19 protein-coding genes and 2 tRNA genes are annotated in these 23,740 nt (G+C 71.5%); 16 read left to right on the plus strand and 5 right to left on the minus strand.

Annotation, left to right across the window (positions count from 1 at the left end):
- The first annotated feature begins 32 nt into the window (after positions 1-32).
- Positions 33-105, plus strand: a tRNA-Ala gene (locus tag ACFQVC_RS15270).
- 22 nt (positions 106-127) lie between these two features.
- Here ACFQVC_RS15270 and ACFQVC_RS15275 read toward each other — a convergent pair.
- Positions 128-1,027 (minus strand): helix-turn-helix transcriptional regulator, encoded by a 900-nt coding sequence (locus ACFQVC_RS15275; RefSeq protein ID WP_381830926.1) that lies wholly within the window; start codon positions 1,025-1,027, stop codon positions 128-130.
- Between the two features lie 94 nt (positions 1,028-1,121).
- Between ACFQVC_RS15275 and ACFQVC_RS15280 the strand changes: the two genes are divergently transcribed.
- The 3 genes from ACFQVC_RS15280 (at position 1,122) to ACFQVC_RS15290 (ending at position 3,140) form a co-directional block, all read left to right on the plus strand.
- Positions 1,122-2,579 (plus strand): MFS transporter, encoded by a 1,458-nt coding sequence (locus ACFQVC_RS15280; RefSeq protein ID WP_381830927.1) that lies wholly within the window; start codon positions 1,122-1,124, stop codon positions 2,577-2,579.
- 87 nt (positions 2,580-2,666) lie between these two features.
- A complete protein-coding gene (locus ACFQVC_RS15285; protein WP_381831074.1) occupies positions 2,667-2,903 on the plus strand; it encodes a hypothetical protein in 237 nt (78 codons plus the stop codon).
- Positions 2,904-2,906: 3 nt separating this feature from the next.
- On the plus strand, positions 2,907-3,140 hold the full coding sequence (locus tag ACFQVC_RS15290; protein WP_381830928.1) for a hypothetical protein: 234 nt from the start codon (positions 2,907-2,909) through the stop codon (positions 3,138-3,140).
- Here the strand turns inward: ACFQVC_RS15290 and ACFQVC_RS15295 are convergent.
- On the minus strand, positions 3,119-4,444 hold the full coding sequence (locus ACFQVC_RS15295) for a glycosyltransferase 87 family protein (RefSeq protein ID WP_381830929.1): 1,326 nt from the start codon (positions 4,442-4,444) through the stop codon (positions 3,119-3,121). The genes ACFQVC_RS15290 and ACFQVC_RS15295 overlap by 22 nt on opposite strands.
- 126 nt (positions 4,445-4,570) lie before the next feature.
- Here ACFQVC_RS15295 and ACFQVC_RS15300 point away from each other — a divergent pair.
- Positions 4,571-4,643: transfer RNA gene (locus ACFQVC_RS15300), tRNA-Ala, on the plus strand.
- Between the two features lie 66 nt (positions 4,644-4,709).
- Here ACFQVC_RS15300 and ACFQVC_RS15305 read toward each other — a convergent pair.
- Positions 4,710-6,290 (minus strand): NADH-ubiquinone oxidoreductase-F iron-sulfur binding region domain-containing protein, encoded by a 1,581-nt coding sequence (locus tag ACFQVC_RS15305; RefSeq protein WP_381831063.1) that lies wholly within the window; start codon positions 6,288-6,290, stop codon positions 4,710-4,712.
- Complete coding sequence (locus ACFQVC_RS15310) at positions 6,287-7,522, minus strand: cytochrome b/b6 domain-containing protein (protein WP_381830930.1); 1,236 nt, start codon at positions 7,520-7,522, stop codon at positions 6,287-6,289. Before ACFQVC_RS15310 ends, ACFQVC_RS15305 begins: the two co-directional genes overlap by 4 nt.
- Positions 7,523-8,136: 614 nt before the next feature.
- Between ACFQVC_RS15310 and leuS the strand changes: the two genes are divergently transcribed.
- The 11 genes from leuS (at position 8,137) to holA (ending at position 22,998) form a co-directional block, all read left to right on the plus strand.
- Complete coding sequence (gene leuS / locus ACFQVC_RS15315) at positions 8,137-11,022, plus strand: leucine--tRNA ligase (protein ID WP_381830931.1); 2,886 nt, start codon at positions 8,137-8,139, stop codon at positions 11,020-11,022.
- Between the two features lie 151 nt (positions 11,023-11,173).
- Complete coding sequence (locus tag ACFQVC_RS15320) at positions 11,174-11,995, plus strand: hypothetical protein (protein WP_381830932.1); 822 nt, start codon at positions 11,174-11,176, stop codon at positions 11,993-11,995.
- 174 nt (positions 11,996-12,169) lie between these two features.
- Positions 12,170-13,015, plus strand: a complete 846-nt coding sequence (locus tag ACFQVC_RS15325) for a DegV family protein (RefSeq protein ID WP_381830933.1) — start codon at positions 12,170-12,172, stop codon at positions 13,013-13,015.
- A 188-nt stretch (positions 13,016-13,203) separates the two neighbouring features.
- Positions 13,204-14,304 (plus strand): ComEA family DNA-binding protein, encoded by a 1,101-nt coding sequence (locus tag ACFQVC_RS15330; protein WP_381830934.1) that lies wholly within the window; start codon positions 13,204-13,206, stop codon positions 14,302-14,304.
- Positions 14,305-15,083: 779 nt separating this feature from the next.
- A complete protein-coding gene (locus ACFQVC_RS15335) occupies positions 15,084-17,507 on the plus strand; it encodes a ComEC/Rec2 family competence protein (protein ID WP_381831064.1) in 2,424 nt (807 codons plus the stop codon).
- A 247-nt stretch (positions 17,508-17,754) separates the two neighbouring features.
- Complete coding sequence (locus ACFQVC_RS15340) at positions 17,755-18,384, plus strand: winged helix-turn-helix domain-containing protein (protein WP_381831065.1); 630 nt, start codon at positions 17,755-17,757, stop codon at positions 18,382-18,384.
- Positions 18,381-19,691 (plus strand): MFS transporter, encoded by a 1,311-nt coding sequence (locus ACFQVC_RS15345; protein ID WP_381830935.1) that lies wholly within the window; start codon positions 18,381-18,383, stop codon positions 19,689-19,691. The genes ACFQVC_RS15340 and ACFQVC_RS15345 overlap by 4 nt, the downstream gene beginning before the upstream one ends.
- A gap of 24 nt (positions 19,692-19,715) precedes the next feature.
- On the plus strand, positions 19,716-20,567 hold the full coding sequence (locus ACFQVC_RS15350) for an arylamine N-acetyltransferase family protein (protein WP_381830936.1): 852 nt from the start codon (positions 19,716-19,718) through the stop codon (positions 20,565-20,567).
- Between the two features lie 161 nt (positions 20,568-20,728).
- Positions 20,729-21,610, plus strand: coding sequence for a YceI family protein (locus ACFQVC_RS15355; RefSeq protein ID WP_381830937.1), 882 nt, complete (start codon positions 20,729-20,731; stop codon positions 21,608-21,610).
- 111 nt (positions 21,611-21,721) lie between these two features.
- Positions 21,722-21,967 (plus strand): hypothetical protein, encoded by a 246-nt coding sequence (locus tag ACFQVC_RS15360; protein ID WP_381830938.1) that lies wholly within the window; start codon positions 21,722-21,724, stop codon positions 21,965-21,967.
- A 47-nt stretch (positions 21,968-22,014) separates the two neighbouring features.
- Positions 22,015-22,998, plus strand: a complete 984-nt coding sequence (gene holA, locus ACFQVC_RS15365; RefSeq protein WP_381830939.1) for a DNA polymerase III subunit delta — start codon at positions 22,015-22,017, stop codon at positions 22,996-22,998.
- Positions 22,999-23,301: 303 nt separating this feature from the next.
- Here the strand turns inward: holA and rpsT are convergent, their stop codons facing one another.
- On the minus strand, positions 23,302-23,568 hold the full coding sequence (gene rpsT, locus ACFQVC_RS15370) for a 30S ribosomal protein S20 (RefSeq protein ID WP_381830940.1): 267 nt from the start codon (positions 23,566-23,568) through the stop codon (positions 23,302-23,304).
- Positions 23,569-23,740: the final 172 nt, after the last annotated feature.

Raw genomic sequence — 23,740 nt, forward strand, 5'->3', positions numbered from 1 at the left:
TCTTGTTCGCCCGCCGAGCGGGAAGAACACAAGGGGCTATAGCTCAGTTGGTAGAGCGCTTGCATGGCATGCAAGAGGTCAGGAGTTCGATTCTCCTTAGCTCCACAGTCACCAAATCCCGTCCCCATCAGGGGGCGGGATTTCGCTTTGCCCGCAGGGCCTCGGTGCGGGCCCGGCTCTCGTCGTCGCTCGGTGTGTAGGCCACGATCCGGCACTCCGGCATGCCGTTGACCGACAGGGACACCGACGTCATGCATATCTCGCCCACCGCGCGGTGCCTGAACGTCTTCACGCGCGGGCCGGGCGGAATCACGTCACCGCTCTCCCACAGCTTCGCGAAGTAGGGGCTGGCCGCCGAGAGCCTGCGGATGTACGACTCCCAGGCGGGCTCGCCGACATGGCGTCCGTACGCACCGCGCAGCTGGGCCACCATCGCCGGGAGTTCCGTCTCCCTGAAGACGAGCGGGCACTGCGGCTCGGGGACGACGAACAGGGTCCACAGCACATTGGGCACCCCCAGCTCCGTCATCGGCGGCACGAAGAACAGGTCGCGGTAGGCGGGGTTGGTGGCGAGGATGTCGTACCGCGAGTTGTAGACCACCGCCGGGTGCGGGTCGAGGGCGTCGATGATGCCCTGGATCTCCGGGCCGACCTCGACGGCATCGGCCAGGGACGCGGCGTCAGGGACGCAGGGCACCTCGGCCAGGTGGTACAGATGCTCGCGCTCGGGGCGGTCCAGGCGCAGGGTGCGTGCCACCGCGTCCAGGACCTGCGCCGAGGCGTTGATGGGGCGGCCCTGCTCCAGCCATGTGTACCAGGTCACGCCGACGCCGGAGAGCTGGGCGACCTCCTCGCGGCGCAGGCCGGGGGTGCGGCGGCGCAGCCCCGGAGGCATGCCCACGTCCTCGGGTGTCACCCGCGCCCTGCGACTGCGCAGGAACGCGGCGAGCTCGGGTCTGCGGCTCTTGCCGCCGCCCGCGGCCGCCGCGGTCGTCGGCTCTGCTGTCACGATCGTCACATCCCCCATGGTCGAACCGGTCCGGTGCTGTTGCCAGGTGCTGTCAGTACCCGTATCGACGGGCTCTCGGGATGCTTCGGCACCACTCGGCACGCTCGGTGCCATGACGACAACCACCGCACCGCCAAGTAAAGCCGGTGGCGCTGACAACCGTGGCGCCGCGCCTCCGGGGCGACTGCTCGCGGTCGTGCTCACCGCCCAGTTCATGGCCCTGCTCGATGTCTTCATCGTCAATGTCGCGGCGCCCACCATCCGCACCGAACTCGCCGCGTCCGGCGCCGGGTTGCAGCTCGTGGTGGCCGGCTACACGATCGCGTACGCCGTCCTCCTGATCACCGGGGCGCGGCTCGGGGAGCGCATCGGGCACCGCCGGGTGATGCTCGCCGGGCTCGCGCTCTTCACGGCCGCCTCCCTCGCCTGCGGGCTCAGCCAGGGCACCGGCCAGCTGATCGGCTTCCGGCTCGCCCAGGGCGCGGGCGCGGCGGTGATGATCCCGCAGGTGCTCAGCCTCATCCAGCGGAACTACACGGGCGAGGCCCGCGTGCGCGCACTCGGCGCCTACTCCGCGGTCCTGGCCACCGGTGCCGCCGCCGGACAGGTGGTGGGCGGTGTCCTGGTCAGCGCCGATCTGTTCGGGGCGAGTTGGCGGCCGGTGTTCTTGGTGAACGTGCCGATCGGCGCCGCCCTGCTCGTCCTCGGCGCGCGCGTGCTGCCGCGCGACGATCGTGACGACGGCCCGCCGGCACGCGCTCGTGGCCTCGACCTACCGGGCCTGGTGCTGCTCGCCGCCGCCGTCTCGCTGTTCACGGTGCCGCTCGTGCTCGGCCAGGAGCAGGACTGGCCCGTGTGGTCCTGGCTCTCGCTGGCCTCAAGTGGCCTGCTGTTCGCGGGCTTTGCGGCGTACGAGGCCAGGCTCGCGGCCCGTGGCGGCGCACCGCTGATCGCGCCCAGAGTGCTGCGTATCCCCGGCATGGGCCGTGCGATCGTCCGCATCCTCCTGGTGATGGCCGTCAACGCGGGCTTCTTGTTCACGTTGACCCTGCACTTCCAGAACGGGCTCGGGCACAGCGCGCTGCGCACCGGGCTCACCTTCGGGCCCACCGCGGTGGTGTTCGGCGCGGTCGGGCTGACCTGGCGCCGCTGGCCCGGGCGGCTCCAAGGGGCGCTGATTCCGGGAGGGTTCGCCATAGCGGCGGTTTCCAGTGCGGCGGTGGGGATCCTGCTGCGGGACGGCGGCTCGGGTGGGCCCTGGCTGTATGTGGCGTTCGCGGGCGTGGGGGTGGGGCTGTCGCTCGGCTTCAGCCCGTCCCTCACCGGCGCGCTGGCGGCCGTACGACAGGAGGACGCGGCCGATGCCAGCGGGCTGCTCGCCACCGTCACACAGCTCGGTCAGCTCGTCGGCGTCGCGACGTTCGGCACGCTGTTCCTCAACCGCCTTGAGGGCGCGAACGCGACAGCGGGGGCGCAGGCTTCCGCCGACGCTCTCCTGGTGTGCGCCCTGGCCCTCGCCTGGGCGGCAGTGCTCGGTGCCGTGTCCGGACTGGTACGCGCGCGTCGCTGACCCATTTGGCTGGCCATGGCAGAATCGGGCGGGCCGGAAGGGGGCTGGACAACCGGCGAAGGGCGCCCGATGGGAGGGAGAAGCGCGATGCCTGCGAGCATCCTCGAGGAGGTCAACGACCTGCTCGACGTGGCCGAGGCACAAGGCTACGACTGGCTGCCGGAGTACGCGCTCCGCTTCACCTGCCCCCCGTGCGCCTGCCCCGAGGGCCCCACCTACTTCCTCAACTGCCCGTCCTGTGGTTCCCCCCACGTCGCCCAGGTACTCGGCGACAACGGCGGAATCTCCTACGTGTGCACGGCCTGCGGCCACAGCTGGAGCTGATCGATGGGTGCACACAGGAGGAAGTGCGACTGGTGCGGCAGTGGTACGCCCATCGTCCGCGACATGGAGCCGGTCAACTCCGACTACCAGTACTGGTGCGAGGAGTGCGCGCGGGCGCTGATCATAAAGGGCGACCCCATCGAGACGTACCGCGAACTCGAGGGCGAGCCGATCTACGGCCGGCTCCTGGACGAGCACTGCACGCTCAAGCGCTTCTACTCGTTCGCGACGGCCTGAGCCCGCTCCGACGGCTCCGGTGGCTCCGACGGCCTGCGCAGGCGCTGCGCCGCCAGGGCCAGGAAGGCGAGGCCGGCCAGGGAGTAGCCCGCCGAGAGCAGGAACTCCCAGGCGTTCTGGTCGAGTTCGGGGCGGTCCGTGGTGCTCGTACCGGCGTGCGGAACCCACCACAGGCAGAACGAGAAGAACAGCACGGCGGCGCCGATCGTGGCCGCCCGCAGCCGACGGCTGCCCGTGCGGTGCACCTCCGCGGCGAGCAGGATCAGGACCGGCAGCACCCACACCCAGTGGTGCGACCAGGAGATCGGACTGATGAGGAGTGCGGTCACCGCGCACGAGGTGACCGCCCATGCGGCACGCGCGCGTAGCAGCGAGATCACAGCGACGGAGAGCCCGGCGACCGCCACCAGGCCCGCCACGGCCGCGTAGGAGACACCCGGATCGGGGGTGTGAAGGAGCCGCGCCAGGACGCCGCGCAACGACTGGTTGGCGGTGTCCTCGGCCTGTCCCGGGCGGCTCGCGGAGAAGACCATCTCGGTCCAGAACCGCTTCGAGTCATAGGGCAGGACGACCCAGGACGCCACCGAGGCCAGGAGGAACGTGCCGGTGGCGACGGCGGCCTGGCGCAGCCACGGATTCCACCACCGCAGGCCCGCGCGGGCCAGGCGCACCGCCTGCACGATGCCCGCGAGCGCCAGCATCACGGCGAAGAGCGCGGGTGTCAGCTTGATCGCGGCCGCGATGCCGATGCCGATGCCGGCCCAGCGGTTGTCCGCGCGGCGGGTCAGATCCCACAGCACGAGCAGGGCGAGCAGCAGGTTGATCTGGCCGTACCGCAGCGTCGTCCACACCGGCTCGCACCACACAAGGAGCGCCGCCGCCCACAGGGCGAGCGTCAGGCGCCGCGGCCGCCGCTCGACACCGACCAGGCGCAGGCACAGGTACACGACCCCGACGACGAGCAGCAGGTTGAAGCCGGTCGCGAAGGTGCGCATCTCCGGTACGCCGAGCAGCGTCAGCGGGGTGAACAACAGGGCGGCGAACGGCGGGTACGTCGTCGGCAGTTGCGAGACGGTGGCCTGCATCGCGTACAGATCGCCGCCATTGCGTACGGTCCAGCCCTCGGCGCGGTAGACCATCACGTCGAGCAGGGTGACCCCGGCGAGACGCTGGGCGATCCAGAACGCCGTGAACGACGCCAGGCACACGAGCAGGGCCACGGCCAGGGAGCGCCGGTCGGTTCCCGCACCGGCGCCGCCCCGGTCCTTCTCGGCCGTCGTGGCGGCCCCTCCCACTGTGGTCACGCGAGCTGACAGTACCGGGTGGGGCGTCCGTGCCAGTGGGGCGGACAAACGATTTGGTGGAGGGGCGGGGAGACCGTGTAATGTTGTCGACGTCGCCGCGGGGAAGACCCGGGCGGTACACCGCAAGGGGCTATAGCTCAGTTGGTAGAGCGCTTGCATGGCATGCAAGAGGTCAGGAGTTCGATTCTCCTTAGCTCCACAGCAGCTTCTTAAGAGAGCGGGTCGTCCGATTCGGACGACCCGCTCTCTTTGTGTGGTGCGGTGCTCAACTCCGGCCGCTGTCAAGGGCCTTGCGGCCAGGGGTGCCGGGGAGCGCGGGGCGCCTCTGACCTTCGGACGGTGCGCGTTCGAGCCGGAGCGCGAGCGCGGGACATCGGCGCACGGCACGCTGGGCCCGCCCCCGCAGAGGCAGCGGAACGGGAGCGTCCGCGACGGAGGGGAAACCGTCGGGGCCGAGCCGGATCAGCTCGGGCACCACATCCGCACACAGACCGTGCCCCTCGCAGAGCGTCCAGTCCACGGCGAGCCGCTCGCCGCTCGGCACCCCGGGGTCCCGCCGTCCCGGCGCGGGCAGCGGCAGCACGCCCCTGGTCTCGCGCCCGCAGCCGCCGCTCAGGACGTGCGCGGCGAGATCGTCCGCGAACGCGGAGAGCGTGGAGGACAGGAACTGTGCCGTGCCGTCGGGGTGTTTGCACGCGCCCCGGCCCCGTACCGCGCTGGTGACCTCACGCAGCGCCTCGAGCGCCGTCGGGCCGCCGCCGCCCAGCAGATCGGCGAGCCCTCCGGCCGCGGCGGGCAGACCGAGCCGGCACGGGCCGCACTGCCCCGAGCTCTCGCCGGCCAGCCATTGCGCGACCCGCAGCGCCTCGCCGAGCGGGCAGGTCTCCGGGCCGATCGGCAGGACGGCACCGGCACCGAGCGCACCGCCGAGCGCTTCCAGGGCGGTACGGGACACGATGGCCTCGTGCGCGGCCGTCGCCCCGAGCCAACTGCCGTGGTATCCGCCGGTCAGCACACCTTGGGGGAGCGGGGGTGCACCGGCCAACTGCAGGACGTAGCGCAGCGGCACCCCGGTGGGCACCTCGATGACCATGGGTCGGGCGACGGCCCCGGAGAGAGTGAGCAGGACGGTGCCCGGCTCGTCGTGCAGGCCGGTGTTGCGATAGCGGGCCGGACCGATCCTGGCCGCGACCGCGAGCTGCGCGAAGGTCTCGGCGTTGGACAGCAGGGTGGGTGCGCCGCCGACCCCTGAATCCGAGGCGCGCACCCGGCGCCCCGGCGGGAGCGCGGGGCCGCCGTCGGCCGAGCGCACCAGGGCCGAGGCCTCACCGGTGACCATGCGGTGCGGATTGCGCTGCACACGCGCGCGTAGTGCCGAAGTCCGCCTGTTGGAGAGCCCTCTTTCGGAGAGGGCGGCGGTCATCGACGCCTCGGTGGAGTCGCGTGTGACGCCGATGACGAGAGTGCGGGCGCCCAGCGCCTCGGCGGCGAGCAGGGCGCCGTCGAGGACGAGGTGCGGGGCCCGGTTGATCAGGACGGTGTCCTTGCGGCAGGCGGGTTCGTCCTCGCTGCCGTTGACGACCACGACGGGGCGTACACCGCGCCCGATGGCCGCTTGGGCGACGGCCCGCAGCTTCCTGGCGAAGGGGAATCCTGCGCCGCCGCGGCCGCGCAGGACCACCTCGTCGGAGAGTGCCGCGAGCCGCTCGCCGCCCACGGGTTCGAGCGGTCCGTGCACCTTGAGGTGCATCGCCAGATCGAGACGCTCGACGAGGTCGAAGCCGGCGGTGAGCTGAGGGAGGCCGACGACGCGCACTTCGGGAACGTCGGGCAGGGGCGCGTTCAACGGCGGCCTCCCGGGAAGCTCGATGTGCTCCATGGCTCCCAGGGCTCCCCGGCGGTGGGGGCGCTGAAGGGCCCTTCAGCGCCCGCCCGGCGCGCTCCGGGTCCGCTGTCCCGGGTGTGCTCGGTGTGCTCGGTGTGCTCGGTGTTCTGGGCGTTCTGGGCGTCCTGGGCCGGGATGCCACCGGTGTCGTACGGGTCGTACGGGTAGGGCGTGTACGTGGGCGGGGCGGGCCGGGAGGCCTCTGCGGGCGGGGGCGGGGAGGGCGATGGCCATCGGGTCGTGGGTGCCTGCCGCGGCTGTGGCACCGGGGCGTCGACGGTGGGCAGGACCTCTGTGGGCTCCAGGCCGGTGCGGGCGCCGTGACCGGGACCGGGCTCCGCGTTCAGTGCGCGGTAGGCGGCCGCCATGTCCGTGCCGGGCGGCGGGGGTGGCGAGTCCACGGCGGGATGCGGCGCGGCCTCGTACAGCGGGGGTGTGGGAGGCGTGAACCGGTGCTCGTGGGGCGGGAGTCGGGGAAGCCCGTGTTCGGGGCTCACCGCGCTGCCCATACCGGGAAGAGGGGCGCTGCCCATGCCCGGCAGAGGGGCGCTTCTGTGGGCGGGGCCGCGTTGCCGGGCCGGGTCAAGGAGCGCGAAGACGCGGCGGGCGACCTTGCGCTTGACGGTCAGTGGTGCGGCGCGCAGCGCGATGGCCCCGGTCACGGCGGTCAGGCACAGGCAGTACAGCGCCACGACCCAGGGCCTGGGCTCGCGGCCGGAGTACAGGCCGTGCACGAGCGCCGCGCACCAGGCCGGATAGGCCAGCATGTGCAGGGCCCGCCACCGCGCGGCGACGCGGGCGGGGGAGGCGAAGGCGCTGCGCAGGGCGCCGGTGACGCCGGTCGCCACCATGAGGAGCCCCGCAAGGGAGCCGAAGCCGATCAGGCCGTCGGTGCCGCTCACCCCCAGCGAGAACGGCACCAGTGCGCCGAGCAGCGACACATGGTCGAGCACCAGCTTGACGGTGCCGTGCAGGAGCAGGAACCCGATCGAGGCGACCGCGGTGGCGCGGTGCACGGCCTGGGCGAGCAGGCGCTGGCGGGTGGTGAGGAAGAGCCGGTCGGAGGCGACCAGGCCCCAGACGACCGAGCAGGTCAGTGCCACCAGGGAGAGGACACCGGTGGTGAAGTCGAGCGCGGCGCGGAATCCGTCGCCGGCCACGAGGACGGTCAGGGGTATCAGGAGCAGTGCCACGGTGGATAAGGCCCCGCGGGCGGTGCGGCTCAACTCGGGTAAGGAGACGGTTCGTTGGTGCGGATTCCGGGGGTTGGGGCGAGGGGGCTGAGGGTTCATGGGGGGTCACTCCGAATGGTTCGGCAAAGCGCGTCCCGGTGCCGCATGCTAAGTGGCCCCATACCGGCCAGTACGAGGTTTGAGTTATTGCGTTGTTATCAAGTAGCGATGTGCCTGTGGTGTTGCCCCGATAGACGCCGGTACGCCGAGTAACCCCTGAGGGTGTCTGGGGTGGGTCACGTGGATCGCGCGTTTCCCCGAGGTGGGCCGCACGCGACCGTCGCCACGCGGCGCGTGCCGCACACGGCCGCCGCTACGCGCGCGTGCCGCACTGCGCAAGGGGACGGTGGGGGTCCGCCGGAAGCTCGATGCGGCGCCCACGGGCCCTGCGGTACCCTGACGCCATGCGTGCCGTACGCCTTCTGCTTAGCGAGCCGCGCTGATCAGTCCCGACCACTGAAGATTCGTGGTCGGAATCGGCGCGGCGTCCCCTCCTGTGCGAGGGGATTTTTCATTTCGGCTGTACGTCGCAGCCGAAACCGCTGGCAGAGACGATCGATGGAGCCTTAAGGATCATGAGCGAGACGAATTCTGCTGCCGAGGTGGCAGCGCCGCACCGCTACACGGCCGCCATGGCCGCCGATATCGAGGCACGCTGGCAGGACTTCTGGGACGCGAACGGCACGTACGAGGCGCCGAACCCCAGCGGGGACATGGCCGGTGACCCGGCGGTCGTCGCCCGACCCAAGAAGTTCATCATGGACATGTTCCCGTATCCCTCGGGTGCGGGGCTGCACGTAGGCCACCCGCTGGGCTATATCGCCACCGACGTGTTCGCCCGCTTCCAGCGGATGACCGGGCACAACGTCCTGCACACCCTGGGATTCGACGCGTTCGGCCTGCCCGCCGAGCAGTACGCGGTACAGACGGGCACCCACCCGCGGGTCTCCACCGAGGCCAACATCGCCAACATGAAGACCCAGCTGCGCCGTCTCGGCCTGGGCCACGACGGCCGCCGGTCCTTCGCGACGATCGACCCGGAATACCACAAGTGGACCCAGTGGATCTTCCTGCAGATCTTCAACTCCTGGTATGACGACGAGGCCGACAAGGCCCGCCCGATCGCCGACCTGGTCGCCCAGTTCGAGAGCGGTGAGCGCGCTGTTCCCGCCGACGAAAACGGCACCACGCGCGCGTGGAACGAACTGAGCTCCGTGGAGCGGGCCGAGGTCCTGGGCGGCTACCGCCTGGCGTACGCCTCCGACGCGCCCGTCAACTGGTGCCCGGGTCTGGGCACCGTCCTGGCCAACGAAGAGGTCACCGCCGACGGCCGCTCCGAGCGCGGCAACTTCCCGGTGTTCAAGGCCAAGCTGCGCCAGTGGAACATGCGCATCACGGCCTACGCGGACCGTCTGATCGACGACCTGGACGCGCTGGACTGGCCCGAGGCCATCAAGCTGCAGCAGCGCAACTGGATCGGCCGCTCGGAGGGTGCCCGCGTCGACTTCCCGGTCGGCGCCGACGGCGACGCGATCACCGTCTTCACCACCCGCCAGGACACCCTGTTCGGCGCGACCTACATGGTGCTGGCGCCCGAGCACCCGCTGGTCGAGAAGATCGCTCCGGCCGCCTGGCCCGAGGGCACGCACGACGTGTGGACCGGCGGTCACCCGACCCCGGCCGACGCGGTCGCCGCGTACCGCAAGCAGGCCGCCTCGAAGTCCGACGTCGAGCGCCAGGCCGAGGCCAAGGACAAGACCGGCGTCTTCACCGGCGCGTACGCCACCAACCCGGTCAGCGGCGAGCAGGTCCCGGTCTTCATCGCCGACTACGTGCTGATGGGATACGGCACCGGCGCGATCATGGCCGTCCCGGCGCACGACGCCCGTGACTTCGCCTTCGCGCGCGCCTTCGAGCTGCCGATGCGCTGTGTGGTCGATCCCTCCGACGACCGTGGAACCGACCCCTCCACCTGGGACGACGCGTTCGCCTCGTACGACGCGAAGATCGTCAACTCCACGGGAGCGGAGATCTCCCTGGACGGCCTGGGGGTCGTCGAGGCCAAGGCGAAGATCACCGAATGGCTGGCCGGCCGTGGCATCGGCGAAGGCACCGTCAACTTCCGGCTGCGCGACTGGCTGTTCAGCCGCCAGCGCTACTGGGGCGAGCCCTTCCCGATCGTCTACGACGAGGACGGCGTCGCCCACGCGCTGCCCGAGTCGATGCTGCCCCTGGAGCTGCCCGAGGTCGAGGACTACTCGCCGCGCACCTTCGACCCGGACGACGCGAACACCTCGCCCGAGACGCCGCTCTCGCGCAACGAGGAGTGGGTCAACGTCCAGCTGGACCTGGGCGACGGCGTCAAGACGTACCGCCGCGAGACCAACACCATGCCCAACTGGGCCGGTTCGTGCTGGTACGAGCTGCGCTACCTGGACCCGCGCAACAGCGAGAAGCTGGTCGACCCCGAAATTGAGCGCTATTGGATGGGGCCCCGTGAGGGCCAGCCCACCGGAGGTGTCGACCTGTACGTGGGCGGCGCCGAGCACGCCGTACTGCACCTGCTGTACGCGCGCTTCTGGTCCAAGGTGCTGTTCGACCTGGGGCACATCTCCTCGGCCGAGCCGTTCCACAAGCTGTTCAACCAGGGCATGATCCAGGCGTACGTCTACCGCGACAGCCGCGGCTTCCCGGTGCCGGCCGCCGAGGTCGAGGAGCGGGACGGCAAGTACTTCTTCGGGGACGAGCTGGTCAAGCGCGAGCTGGGCAAGATGGGCAAGTCCCTGAAGAACGCCGTCACTCCGGACGAGATGTGCGCCGAGTACGGCGCGGACACCCTGCGCCTGTACGAGATGGCGATGGGCCCCCTGGACGTCTCCCGGCCGTGGGACACGCGCGCGGTGGTGGGCCAGTTCCGGCTGCTGCAGCGACTGTGGCGCAACGTCGTCGACGAGGCCACCGGCGCGGTCACCGTGGTGGACGCCGAGCCCGACGAGGACACCCTGCGTGCCCTGCACAAGGCGATCGACGGGGTCCGCCAGGACCTGGAGGGCATGCGGTTCAACACCGCCATCGCCAAGATCACCGAGCTGAACAACCACCTGACCAAGGCCGGAGGCCCGCTGCCGCGCTCCGTCGCCGAGAGCCTGGTGCTGCTGATCGCGCCGCTCGCCCCGCACGTCGGCGAGGAGCTGTGGCGCAAGCTGGGCAGCGACTCGTCCGTGGTGCACGAGGACTTCCCGGTCGCCGACCCGGCGTACGTCGTCGACGAGACCGTGACCTGCGTCGTGCAGATCAAGGGCAAGGTCAAGGCGCGCCTGGAGGTCTCCCCGTCGATCTCGGACGAGGAGCTGGAGAAGGTGGCTCTGGGCGACGAGAAGGTCGTGGCGGCCCTGGACGGCGCCGGTATCCGCAAGGTCATCGTGCGGGCGCCGAAGCTGGTGAACATCGTCCCGGCCTGACCTTTCCGGGTTGTCCCTTACGGGCAGGTTGGGGGTTCGAAGGAACCCTCGGCCTGCCCGTGTGCGTTTACCGTGGAAGAGACACCCGACCACCCGGATCCCGACCACCCGGACCGTCCCCCTCAAGGCCGGCCTTCCGAAGGAGCACCCCGTGGAAGCAGTGATCGCCGCAGTGGCGCTGCTCGTTGTGCTGTTCATGGTGCTGGGGGTGTTCGTCACGATCAAGATCGTCAAGACTGCCGCGCGCGGTGTCGACCGCACCATCGAGCAGACCCGCCGCACCGTGGAGGACACCACGCTCAAGGCGCGGACGTTCGCCCAGCCGGGAGCCGCGGGCGAACTCGCCCAGCTGCGCCTGAAGTTGCGTACGACGATGAGGGCCACCCAGGAAGCTCTGGGCGCGGGAGCCGTGCACGACGCGTCGCTCCAGGAGTCCCTGCGGCTCTTCGAGCGGCTGAGCGCACACGGCCTTGAGCTGGACGCCGAGCTGAAGCGTCTGGAGCGCGATCCGGACAAGGTGCGGCTCGCCCAGCGGCTGCCCGAGATCAAGGAGCGCACGGAACAGATCACCACGGCGGCCGACTCGCTGCGCTGGGCCGCGCACGACCGCGCCCGCAATTTCGCCGACGACGACCTGTCGGAGCTGGGGCGGCAGATCGACGTGGAGTCCGGAGCGCTGCGCCACTGGATGACGGAAGAGCCGGGAGGGCAGGGAGCGGAGTCCCGCGCCGCCCAGACTCCGGCGACGCCCGGGGCCACCGGGCCCACCGCGCCTTCGTGGCCCGAACCGACCCTGGTGGACGGGCCGAGGGTGCCGCCGGAGCAGACCTGGCCCGACCCGAAGGCGGACGAGAAGCCCGGCGAGAAGGGCGACCGGAAGTCCGGTGAGGAAGCCGGACCCCAGGCGATCGAGCAGGGGCGCCCGGTCACCTATCCGTGGCAGAAGAGCGCCAAGCCGGAGAGCACGACCTGATCCCAACTCGGGTCGGCGGGGAACGAGGCCCGGGTGGGGCATCGGCGCAGCACGCGGGGGTACGCGACACAAGGTGCGGCGGAGTGCGGACCGCGCCATCGGGGGCGTTGAAACCGCTCTGTGCGAGAGGGCCCGGGCTGCCGCCTCCGGGCCACGGAAGGTAACCTCCAGCTCATGTCCCGCCATGTCGCGATCGTCACGGATTCCACGGCCTATCTGCCGCAGCGTGCGATGGAACGGCACGACATCACGGCGGTGCCGCTGACCGTGGTCCTGGGAGACCAGGCGCTCGAGGAGGGCACCGAGATCTCGGCGCGCTCGCTGGCTCTGGCCCTGCAGAAACGGCGCCCGGTGACCACGTCGAGGCCGAGCCCTCAAGTGTTCGCCGAGACCTATCGCAAGGTCGCGGACGCGGGGGCTGCGGGAATCGTCTCGCTGCATCTGTCGGCGGAGTTCTCCGGGACATACGACGCGGCGGTCCTGGCGGCGAAGGAAGCCCCTGTCCCGGTGCGTGTGGTCGACACCGGCATGGTCGCGATGGCCCTCGGCTTCTGCGCGCTGGCCGCAGCGGAGACCGCCGACGGGGGCGGCACCGTGGACGAGGCGGTGGCGGCCGCCGAGAAGCGTGCCGCGTCCACGGCCGCGTTTTTCTACGTCGACACCCTCGACTATCTGCGCCGCGGAGGGCGGATCGGGGCCGCGCAGGCGCTGCTCGGCTCGGCTCTCGCGGTGAAACCGCTGCTCGAACTGGATGGCGGGCGGATCGAATTGCTGGAGAAGGTGCGTACGGCTTCGAAGGCGATCGCCAGGCTCGAGGAGATCGTGGCCGAGCGGGCCGGCACGAGCCCGGTCGATATCGCGGTGCACCACCTGGCCGCGCAGGACCGTGCGACGGCGCTTGCGGACCGGCTGCGGGAGCGGGTGCCGGGCCTCGCCGAATTGCACGTCAGCGAGGTGGGCGCGGTGATCGGGGCACACACCGGGCCCGGTCTTCTCGGTGCGGTGGTGTCGCCGCGGTAGGTGGGGACGCGTGGGTGCGGCCTCCACTTGTCTGATGGGCTTGCCCTGGGGGCGCCTGGTGGTCTGGGGCGCGACTCGTGCTTCGGGTGTGCCTCGTGTGGGTGACGGAGTTATCCACAACTCCGCGGTAATCCACGGGAATTGACCATGATCAGCAGGGGTGCGCGGAGCTGCCTAGCGTCACGGGCATGACTCTTCGACCTCTTCGGCACTCTGCACCTCTTCGGCGTCCTTCCGCCTCTGCCGTCACCAGCGGACCCGGGCGCGGTCCCGCTTCGGACGGCCGTGTCCGACACCGCCCGGTCCGCGATCGCGGGCGGGTGCGGCACAGGCGCGCCTCGGCCGAGCGCGTCCGGCTGCGCGCCCAGACTCTCTTCGAACCGCCCGCGCCTCCGGAGGCGCAGCGGCGCGTGCCGTCCTTGGCACCCGCGCCGGGACATGCGGGTGCTGTGGACGCACCGGGCGCACCGCCTGCGGGAGGGCCCGCGGGAGAGGGGCGGGAGCCGCCGCTGAGCCCGGACCAGGTGGCGGGAGGCGATGGCGCACGGCGCCGGCGAATGCGTCTCGCCGTGCGCGAACGCCTCCCGCTGTGGCTGCAGTTGAGGTGTGGCCTCGAGCGCAGGAGCCTGGTCGCACTCGGCGTGGTCCTGGCCGTCGCGGTCGGCTTCGCGGTGCAGCACTTCTGGGCCGGACAGCCGCAGTCGGTGCGTGCGCCGGATGTGGTGCGCGAGGCCGCGGCGGAGCCGGCACCCTCACCCGGACGGCAGGCCATGACGCCCGGACCCGGTGGGGCGGGTGGCTCGGCGGACAGCGGCGCTTCGGGTGACCGGGTCGTCGTGGACATCAGCGGCAAGGTGCGCAGGCCGGGTGTCCACCGGCTGCCGGCCGGCTCACGGGTCGCCGACGCGCTGCGGGCCGCCGGCGGCGTGCGGCGCGGTGCGGATACGAGTGGGCTCAACCGCGCCCGTGTGCTGATCGACGGTGAACAGGTGATCGTGGGGGCGCCCTTGGGAGCCGCGCCACCGCCCCCGGCGACTTCCCCCTCGGGTACGGCTCCGGGCACTTCTGCTGTTCCAGGTGCTCCGGGTGCCGCGGGCGCTCCGGTCAGCCTCAACGCCGCCACCGCCGACCAACTGGACACGCTCCCCGGGGTCGGCCCCGTGCTGGCCCAGCACATCCTCGACTACCGCAACGAGCACGGGGGCTTCCGCTCCATCGATGAGCTGCGGGAGGTCAACGGCATCGGTGACCGACGCTTCGCGGACCTGAAGAACGCCGTACGTCCATGAGGCGACCCATGAGGCACGCCCTGAGGCGATCCATCACACCCCCTGTGGCGCGCCCGGCAGTTCACGCGGCGTCGGACAGCACCCTCGGAGCTTCGAACCCCCGGCAGGAAGGCCCGGCCGACCTTCGCCTCGTCCCACCCGCCCTGGCCGCCTGGGCGGCGGCGGCCTGCGCCTTGGGAGCCCGCGGCTCGTGGTCGGTCATCGTGGCGGCGGTCTGCGTCCTGACGGCGGTGACGCTCCTTGGGGCGGAGGCGCTGCGCGTTCGGCGAGCGACGCGGGAATCGGGGCGGCCGTCTACTCCGGGGAGGGGCCCTCAATCCTCTCTGGGGGGTGGCCCTGGGCCTGGCTTGGGTGGTGGCCCTGAGCCAGGTTTGGGTGGTGGCCCTGTATCCCGTCCGGGCGGCGACCCTGGGCCCACTCTGGGCGGTGACCTCGGGCTCCCTTCGAGTGGCCACCCTGCACCCTCTCCGGGGCGGGTCTCCGGTTTCCCGGGTCGGGCTTCGGCTTCCGGTTCGGGTCGGGCTTCGGCTTCCCGTTCGGGTCGGGCTTCGGCTTCCGGTTCGGGTCGGGCTCCCGCTTCCGCTTCCGGTTCGGGTCGGGCTTCGGCCTCCCGTCCCGGTCGGGCTCCCGCTTCCCGTCCGGGTCCGGCCCCGGCCTCCCGTCAGGGGCAGGCCTCCGCTGCCCGTCCGGTGCCGATCTCCGCTGCCCGCGCGGGACGGACAGCTCTGCGGCCGGGGCGGGTGGCTGCCGCCGCCACCCTGCTCTGTGTCGCCGCGGCGATGGCCTCTGCCGCGCTGCACACCGCGGATCTGTACCGCGGCCCGCTGCCCGGTCTCGCAGCTCAATACGCCCGCGCCACGGTCGAGTTGGAGGTTACCTCGGACCCCAGGCCGATCCGGACGACAGTCAGAGGAGACCGGACGACGCCGCCGGGAACGGTCCTCGAGGCCGAGGCCGTCCGCGTCACCACTTCCGCCGGTCTGGTCACCAAGACCCGCACGCCGGTTCTCGTCCTCACCCGCGAACCTCGTACCGGGCCCGGTCCCGGGACCTCGGCTGAGGCCGGGACCAGGACCGGTACCGAGCCCGGGACCAGGACCGGCACCGAGCCCCGGACCCAGAGCGGTACCGAGCCCGAGCCCGGGGACGGAGTCGCCACCCGGACAGGCGCCGAGGCCCGCCGAGCCGCCCCGGGACACGACGGCTCCGGCCCCCAGTGGCGCACGCTGCTTCCCTCGACCCGGCTGAGGGTGCACGCGCGGCTCGCGCCTCCGATGCGTGGCGGTGACCGGATCGCGGCCGTGCTGCGGGTGCCGGGCGACGGTCCGCCCGAGGTGATCAGAGGGCCCAACTCGCTGCAGCGCACCGCCGGGACGCTGCGCGCCGGGCTGCGCAGAGCAACCGACGGCCTGGCGCCGGACGCCCGCGCGCTGCTGCCCGGCCTGGTCGTCGGGGACACCACGCGCGTGCCTGCGGAACTGCACGACGCGTTCCGGGCCACCGACCTCACGCATCTGCTGGCGGTGTCGGGCAGCAACCTCACGATCGTCCTCGTGCTGCTCATCGGCCCGCCGGGGACCGCGATGCGCGTCGAGCGCGGCGGCCTCGCGCCCCGCCTCGGCATCTCCCTCAGGGGCACCGCACTGCTGGGCGGCGCCCTCACCCTCGCTTTCGTCGTCGTGTGCAGACCCGACCCGAGTGTGGTGCGTGCCGCCGCCTGCGGGCTGATCGCCCTGCTCGCCATCGGCACGGGCCGGCGCCGTTCCCTGATCCCGGCACTGGCCGCGGCCGTGTTGCTCCTGGTGCTGTACGACCCCTGGCTGGCGCGCAGTTACGGCTTCGTGCTGTCCGTACTCGCCACCGGCGCGCTGCTCACCCTCGCGCCCCGGTGGAGTGCGGCGCTGCGCGGCAGACGGGTTCCGCCGAGGCTTGCCGAAGCGCTGGCCGCGGCCCTGGCGGCGCAGGCTGTCTGTGCGCCCGTCGTGGTGGTGCTCGCCTCCCGCGTCAGCCTCGTGGCGGTGCCGTGCAATCTGCTGGCCGAACTGGCGGTGGCGCCCGCGACCGTACTCGGTTTCGCCGCGCTGGCGGCGGCACCGTTTGCCACGCCTGTCGCCAAAGGGCTCGCCTGGTGCGCCGGTTGGCCCGCGGGGTGGATCGCCGATGTCGCTCGCGCCGGTGCCGCTCTGCCGGGAGCGGGCCTGGACTGGCCGGGTGGCTGGCGTGGTGGGCTGCTGCTCGCGGTGGTCACCGCTGCGGTGCTGCTGTTCGGCGGCAGGCTGCTCCGTCTGCCCGGGGCGAGATTTCTGCGCCACCCCGCGGCTGTGGCGGCCTGTGCCCTGCTTCTGCTGCTCGCCGTGGTCCGTCCCGCCCCGCTGACCCGGGTGATCACCGGCTGGCCGCCCCCCGGCTGGCGGTTCGTGATGTGCGACGTCGGCCAGGGGGACGCCTCCGTCCTCGCGGCGGGCGCGGGCTCGGCGGTGGTGGTCGACGCGGGCCCCGACCCGGCGCTCGTCGACCGCTGTCTGCGCTCCCTGGGCGTCACGCGTATCCCGCTTCTGCTGCTCACCCACTTCCACGCCGACCACGTGGCAGGGCTGCCCGGGGTGCTGCGTGGCCGCGAGGTCGGGCTGATCCAGACGACGGGCCTCGAAGAGCCGCCGGAGCAGGCCGAGTTCGTGCGTCATGAGGCATCGGCCCGCGGAGTGCCGACGGCCCGAGCCGTCGCGGGGGAGTGGCGGCGGGCGGGGCCGGTCCGCTGGCGGGTCCTGTGGCCGCCCGGCGCCCGGGTCCCCGCGCCGGAGGGGCCCAACGACGCCAGCGTCACCCTGCTGGTGCGCGCGGCGGGGCTGACCCTGTTGCTGCCGGGCGACCTGGAGCCGCCCGCGCAGGAGGCGCTGCTGCGGACGTTCCCCGCACTTCCGCCGGTGGACGTGCTCAAGGTCGCCCACCACGGATCGGCGTACCAGCACCCGGATCTGCTGCGCCGGATACGCCCGAGGCTCGCGCTGATCTCCTGCGGCACGGACAACCCGTACGGGCATCCGGCTCCCAGCACGCTCGCGGCACTTCGCTCGCAGGGGGCGGCCGTCCTGCGCTCGGACCGTCACGGCGCGGTGGCCGTGGCGGGGGCCGGTGCCGAGCTGCGTGCCGTGCAGTCAGGCCCAGGCTCAGGCCCAGGCCCGGGGAGGTCGGATGGCAGGTAAAGGTTTCTTGCTAAAGGAACCGTTGTATAGAACTCTTTCTAAAGATACCTTTAGAAGCGTGGTGGACAGGAAGAACGGAAAGCACGGGACGGCCCCTCAGCCTTCCGGGAACCCCAGGAACCCCAAGAGCCTCAAGGCTTTGAAGAGCCCCAAGGGCCAAGAGAGCCAAGAGGCCTCGAAGGCCGCAGAGGGGTCAGGCGGCTCTCAGGACTTCCCGCGCGAAACGCGTCTCACCGACCCTCGTGCCCTGCGTGCCTACGCGCACCCCACGCGTATGCGTCTCGTCGGTCTGCTGCGCCGGGAGGGGCCGTTCACCGCCACCCGGGCGGCCGAGCTGACTGGTGAATCCGTCGCCAGCTGCTCGTACCACCTGCGGATGCTCTCCAAGTACGGACTGGTCGAGCAGGCGGGCGGCGGGCAGGGGCGGGAGAAGCCATGGCGGGCCCTTGCCGCGTACACGAGTTGGCCGAACCAGTCGGACGACCCGGCGGTGGCGGACGCCTCGACGGCACTGACCACGGCGGTGGCGGAGCTGTACTTCGACCGCATCACCCGTGCCATCGAGACCCGGCGCGAACTGCCCAAGGAGTGGCAGGAGGCGCAGGAGTTCGGCGACAGCCAGCTGTATCTCACGGCAGGGGAGCTGACTGGGCTGCGGCAGAAGATCTGGGAGTTGATCCAGCCTTTCGAGGCCCGGGGCGCCGATCCGTCCCTGCGTCCCGACGGCGCGCGCCTCGTGGAGCTGCTGCGTATCGCCTTCACGGTGCCGGACCAGCCGGAGAGCGCGCGGGGTGCGGACCAGCCGGAGAGCGCGCGGGGTGCGGAGGAGCCGGAGGGCTCGCAGGGGGCGGGGGACCGGCCGGAGGGGGCCTCATGAACCCGCTGCGGCGCAAGGTGCCCGGCCTCTTGCTGGGCCAGTCCTTCCGTCGCTACTGGACCGCCCAGGCCGTCTCCCTCATGGGCGACCAGATCTCTCTGATGGCGATCCCGCTCGCGGCCGTCGTCGTCCTGGGCGCCGACGCCGCCGAGATGAGCCTGCTGAAGACCGCCGAGCTGCTCCCCGCGCTGTTGCTCAGCCTTCCCGCGGGCGCGTGGGCGGACCGCCGGGCGCGGCGCAGACACGTGATGATCGCAGCTGATCTCGCCCGCGCCGCGCTGCTGTTCTCGCTGCCGGTCGCGTACGCCTTCGGGTCCCTCACCTTCGGCCAGCTCTACGCGGTGGCGTTCGCCGTGGGCGCGATGACCGTGCTCTTCGACGTCTGCAATGTCACGCTGCTCGCCTCGCTGTTGCGGACAGAGCGCTATGTTCAGGGGAACTCGCTGGTCAACGGCAGCCGCTCGATGGCTGGCCTCGCCGGCCCAGGCGTCGGCGGGCTGCTCGTGCAGGTGCTGACCGCCCCCTTGGCGCTGCTGGCCGACGCGGTCACCTATCTCGTCTCGGCCGAGCGGCTCGCACGTATCAGCCCCGTCGAACCACCGCCCGCAGAGCGCGAGAAAGGGCACTTCACGGCGGGAATGCGGTGGGTGCTCAAGGATCCGTCCCTGCGGGCGATGTTCGGCGCATCGGCCACGGTGCAGTTCTTCAACTTCGTGTTCGGCACGTTGTTCGTGCTGTACGCCACCCAGGAACTCGGCCTGAGCCCGGGGCTGCTGGGAGCGATCCTCAGCGGGGCCGCGGTGGGTGGGCTGATAGGGGCGATAGGCAGTGGCGCGGTCGTGCGCCGGATCGGTGTCGGGCCGGCGGCCGCCGTGGGGTTCGCCGGATTCACCCTGCCGCTGATGCTCGTGCCGCTCGCCGACGGGCCGCGGCCGCTGGTGGTCGCCACGCTCTTCGCCGCGGAGTTCCTCAGCTGCTGCGGAGTCATGCTGGCCGACATATCGGCGGGTTCGCTGCAGCTGGCCCTGGTGCCCGCCGCGCTGCGCTCGCGCGTACTCGGCGCGTACCGCATGCTCACCCACGGCTTCCGCCCTCTCGGAGCGCTCGCGGCCGGGGCGCTGGGCACGGCGATAGGCCTGCGCCCCAGCCTGTGGATCGGCACGGTGGGAGCCGTGCTGAGCCTGCTCTGGCTGATCGGATCCCCCGTCATCCGTATGCGCACTCTGCCCGTGATCGAAGAGCTCCCGCCGAAGCGGCCGGCCGAAGGAGCCGTGGGGCCGAAGGAGGCGACATCGCAGCGCAGTTGAGGACGTAATAGGGACACTGGTCCCATGGACACCAGCAGCACCGAAGCAACCGCCCACGGGACCGACAGGTCCACCACAGCCTCGCCCGCCTCTGCCGACCGGGCGGGCGCCTATCTCCACCGCATCGGCGTCCCGCGCCCCCAGCACCCCACCGCCGGGGCCCTGCGTGAGCTCCACCTCGGGCATCTGCGCACCGTGCCCTTCGAGAACCTCTCCATCCACCTCGGCGAGGACATCGTGCTGGAGGAGAAGGCGCTCGTCGCCAAGGTCGTGGACGCCCGGCGCGGCGGCTTCTGCTACGAACTCAACGGCGCCTTCGCGGCGTTGCTGCGTTGGCTCGGGTACGAGGTGACCCTGCTCCAGGCGCGGGTGTACGACGACGAGGGCCGCCCCGGCATCCCGTACGACCACTTGGCGCTGCGTGTCGAGACCGAAGAGGGCCCCAAGCTGGCCGATGTGGGCTTCGGCGCGCACAGCCACTACCCACTGGACCTGGACGGCCCGGGTGAACAGACCGACCCCGGCGGCGTGTTCCGTATCGACGCGGCGCCGCAGGGCGACCTGATCGTCCTCAGGAACGGAAAGCCGCAGTATCTCCTCGACCAACGGCCGCGCGAGTTGGCCGAGTTCAAGGCCGGTGCCTGGTATCACCGCACCTCGCCCGAGTCCCACTTCACCCGGTCCCCGGTGTGCTCGCGGGTCACGGACGACGGCCGGATCACGCTCAGCGGCAACACCCTGACGACGACCGTGGGCGCGGAGCGCGACACCGCCGAACTCGCCGAAACCGACGTCCTGTCCGCGTACGAGCAGCACTTCGGCATCATGCTCGACCGCCTCCCGGACCGGCCGGACCTCTCCCGGCAGCCGGACTGAAACGTCAGCCGACCACCAAACCGCTCCGCAATACGCCCCCGCAATACGCCCCGCTATGCGTCCCGCAATACGCCCCGTGTTGCCCCGAAAGCCGCACTGATGGTCGAATGGCTCCGGGGCGGGGGAGATTTCAAGTCATACGTAGCATCAGGGGTGTCTTCATGTTCGGCCGCTGGCTGGGAAACCGTACGAACCGGGCCAAGGGCACCCATCCAGCCCCGGGTCTGCCCATACCTCCCAGTGGCGGCATGGTGAGCTGCCGGGTCCTCGACCCCGTCAACGAGCCTTTGCGGCATGCGGAGTTCACCGTCACCGACGCCCAAGGCCGCAGGGTGGTGGGCGGCGAGGCCGATCCGTTCGGCTCCTTCGTCGCCACCGTGCCCGCGGGTGAGTACCGCCTCGCGGTGTCGGCGGACGGCTACACGCCCTACCGGGGCAGTGTCACCGTCGCCGAGCACGGCCACGCCGCCATCGGCGATCTGACGCTGCAGGTCGCAAGCCCGCCGGCGCTGCCCGAGCCGGGGGACTGGGAGATGGAGCCGATGCACTCCTCGATCGCCTTCACCGCCCGGCACATCGGACTCGCCCGTATCCACGGACGGTTCGACACCTTCGCGGGGGCGGTACGCATAGCCGAGCGCATGGAGGAGTCGGCGATGCACGTGGTCATCGACGCGGCCTCCATCGACACCAAGGTGAAGATGCGCGACGACCATCTGCGCTCCGCCGACTTCCTCGACGTCGGCCGCTATCCGACGCTGGAGTTCTACAGCGACCGCTTCACCCACCGCGGCGGCAGCCGCTGGGCCGTCACCGGGGCGCTCTCCCTGCACGGCGTGACCCGCACGGTCACCCTTGACACCGAGTACCTCGGCCTCGGCAGCGGCATGGAGAACGAGACGCGCGCCGCCTGCCGCGCCACCACCGAACTGCACCGCGACGACTTCACGGTCAGCTGGCAGACGATGCTGGCCCGGGGCATCGCGGTCGTCGGCCCCAGCATCAGGATCGACCTCGACGTCCAGATCGTCCCCAAGACCTGAAGCGACGCCGACCCCGCGCCCCGATCCTCTGGCCCCTGCCCCGCACTCGGCGCCCGGCCCTCGCCCCGGCCCCATGACCGGCTTCGCTCGCCCGGATAGGAAGATGTCCATGTGAGCGATGTGAGACATGTGCTGGTCCTGCCCGACCGTGACGCCGCGGAAGAGGCGGCCGAAGCGCTGGCCGAGCGCTTCGGGGTCACCGAGGAGCCCCAGCTCGTACGCGATGCCCTGGCCGGCGAGGACGACGCCGAGGACGCCCAGTGGCTGCTCGTACTCGAAGACGCGCAGGAGCGGCTCGAACCGGCCGCGCTGGACGAGTTCGCCGCCGAGTGGGACGGCTGGCGCGAGGAGCCGTAGGGCAGCTCGTACGCCGCTGTCAGTGCCCCGTGCGATCCTTGACCGCGATGGCCAGGAAACCCGCAAACGACAATCCGCTCGCCCCCGTCACGATCGCCGTGGGCCAGGAGGATCTGCTGCTCGACCGCGCCCTGCAGGAGGTGGTCGCCGCCGCCCGCGCCGCCGACGCCGACACGGACGTGCGCGACCTCACCTCCGACCAGCTGCAGCCGGGCACCCTCGCGGAGTTGACCAGCCCGTCGCTGTTCGCCGAGCGCAAGGTCGTGGCCGTACGCAATGCGCAGGACCTCTCGGCCGACACCATCAAGGACGTGAAGGCCTACTTCGGCGCACCCGTCGAGGAGATCACCCTGGTCCTGCTGCACGCGGGTGGTGCGAAGGGCAAGGGCCTGCTCGACGCCGCGCGCAAGGCGGGCGCCCGCGAGGTGGCCTGCCCGAAGATGACCAAGCCCGCGGACCGGCTGGCGTTCGTGCGCGGTGAGTTCCGCGCTCTGGGCCGGTCGGCGACGCCGGAGGCCTGCCAGGCCCTGGTCGACTCGATCGGCAGCGATCTGCGGGAGCTGGCGAGCGCGGTGTCGCAGCTCGCGGCGGATGTCGAGGGCACGATCGACGAGGCCGTCGTCGGCCGCTACTACACGGGCCGGGCCGAAGCCTCCAGCTTCACCGTCGCCGACCGCGCGGTGGAGGGCCGGGCCGCCGACGCCCTTGAGGCACTGCGCTGGTCCCTCGCGACCGGTGTCGCCCCAGTGATGATCACCAGCGCCCTCGCGCAGGGAGTCCGCGCCATCGGCAAGCTCTCCGCCGCCCGCGGCGGCCGCCCCGCGGACCTGGCCCGTGAGCTGGGTATGCCGCCCTGGAAGATCGACCGGGTCCGGCAGCAGATGCGGGGCTGGACCCCCGATGGCGTGGCGGTCGCCCTGAGGGCCGTCGCCGAGGCGGACGCGGGCGTGAAGGGCGGCGGCGACGACCCGGAGTACGCACTGGAGAAGGCGGTCGTCACCATCGCCCGAGCGGCCCGCTCCCGCCGCTGACACCCCTCAGGCCAACTCCCACAGCCCTCACACGCCTGAGCCCTCGCACACCAGAGCCCAGACAGCCCTGAGCCCTCGCGCACCAAAGCCCGGATACCTGAGCCCCCGCACACCGCCCCCCCCCCCCCCCCCACACCAAAGGCCCCGTCCGCCGCCCTGGGGAAGGGCGGCCGACGGGGCCTCGGTTCACGCTGTGTGGATCCGCACCCGCGTGGCGAACGCAGGCCGCGTGCGGATCCGGGGTGCCGGTCGGGAGCGGAAGAGAGGGCCCGCTCGGGTCCGCCCGGCGATCAAATCAAGTGGTCAGCCCTTGAGGCCGGCAACCTTCGAAGCAAGCGCCGACTTCTTGTTGGCGGCCTGGTTCTTGTGGATGACGCCCTTGGAGACGGCCTTGTCCAGCTTGCGGTTGGCGTCGCGCAGGGCCTCGGCGGCCTTCTCGACGTCGCCCGCGGCGGTCGCCTCACGGGTCTTACGGATCGCGGTCTTGAGCGACGACTTGACGGCCTTGTTGCGCAGGCGCGCCTTCTCGTTCGTCTTGTTCCGCTTGATCTGGGACTTGATGTTCGCCACGAAAGAGCCTTTTCAGGTTCGATGATTCTTACCGAGTGATCACCGAGCACACTCGCCTGACGGCGGGAGCGCCTGATGACCGGAGTGTTGTGCCTCGTACGCTGAGAGGGCACGCGAGACACAGCTGACCAGGCTACCAGTGGTCCTTCCAACGGCCCAAACCGAGCCTTCG

The sequence above is a fragment of the Streptomyces monticola genome (genome assembly GCF_042665355.1).
GTDB lineage: Bacteria > Actinomycetota > Actinomycetes > Streptomycetales > Streptomycetaceae > Streptomyces > Streptomyces monticola.

Excerpts from the sequence above, each read along its gene's own strand:
- ACFQVC_RS15275 (WP_381830926.1), bottom strand. The coding sequence starts at position 1,027 with ATGGGGGATGTGACGATCGTGACAGCAGAGCCGACGACCGCGGCGGCC.
- ACFQVC_RS15280 (WP_381830927.1), top strand. The coding sequence starts at position 1,122 with ATGACGACAACCACCGCACCGCCAAGTAAAGCCGGTGGCGCTGACAAC.
- ACFQVC_RS15285 (WP_381831074.1), top strand. The coding sequence starts at position 2,667 with ATGCCTGCGAGCATCCTCGAGGAGGTCAACGACCTGCTCGACGTGGCC.
- ACFQVC_RS15290 (WP_381830928.1), top strand. The coding sequence starts at position 2,907 with ATGGGTGCACACAGGAGGAAGTGCGACTGGTGCGGCAGTGGTACGCCC.
- leuS (WP_381830931.1), top strand. The coding sequence starts at position 8,137 with ATGAGCGAGACGAATTCTGCTGCCGAGGTGGCAGCGCCGCACCGCTAC.
- ACFQVC_RS15325 (WP_381830933.1), top strand. The coding sequence starts at position 12,170 with ATGTCCCGCCATGTCGCGATCGTCACGGATTCCACGGCCTATCTGCCG.
- ACFQVC_RS15330 (WP_381830934.1), top strand. The coding sequence starts at position 13,204 with ATGACTCTTCGACCTCTTCGGCACTCTGCACCTCTTCGGCGTCCTTCC.
- ACFQVC_RS15335 (WP_381831064.1), top strand. The coding sequence starts at position 15,084 with ATGGCCTCTGCCGCGCTGCACACCGCGGATCTGTACCGCGGCCCGCTG.
- ACFQVC_RS15345 (WP_381830935.1), top strand. The coding sequence starts at position 18,381 with ATGAACCCGCTGCGGCGCAAGGTGCCCGGCCTCTTGCTGGGCCAGTCC.
- ACFQVC_RS15350 (WP_381830936.1), top strand. The coding sequence starts at position 19,716 with ATGGACACCAGCAGCACCGAAGCAACCGCCCACGGGACCGACAGGTCC.
- ACFQVC_RS15355 (WP_381830937.1), top strand. The coding sequence starts at position 20,729 with ATGTTCGGCCGCTGGCTGGGAAACCGTACGAACCGGGCCAAGGGCACC.
- holA (WP_381830939.1), top strand. The coding sequence starts at position 22,015 with ATGGCCAGGAAACCCGCAAACGACAATCCGCTCGCCCCCGTCACGATC.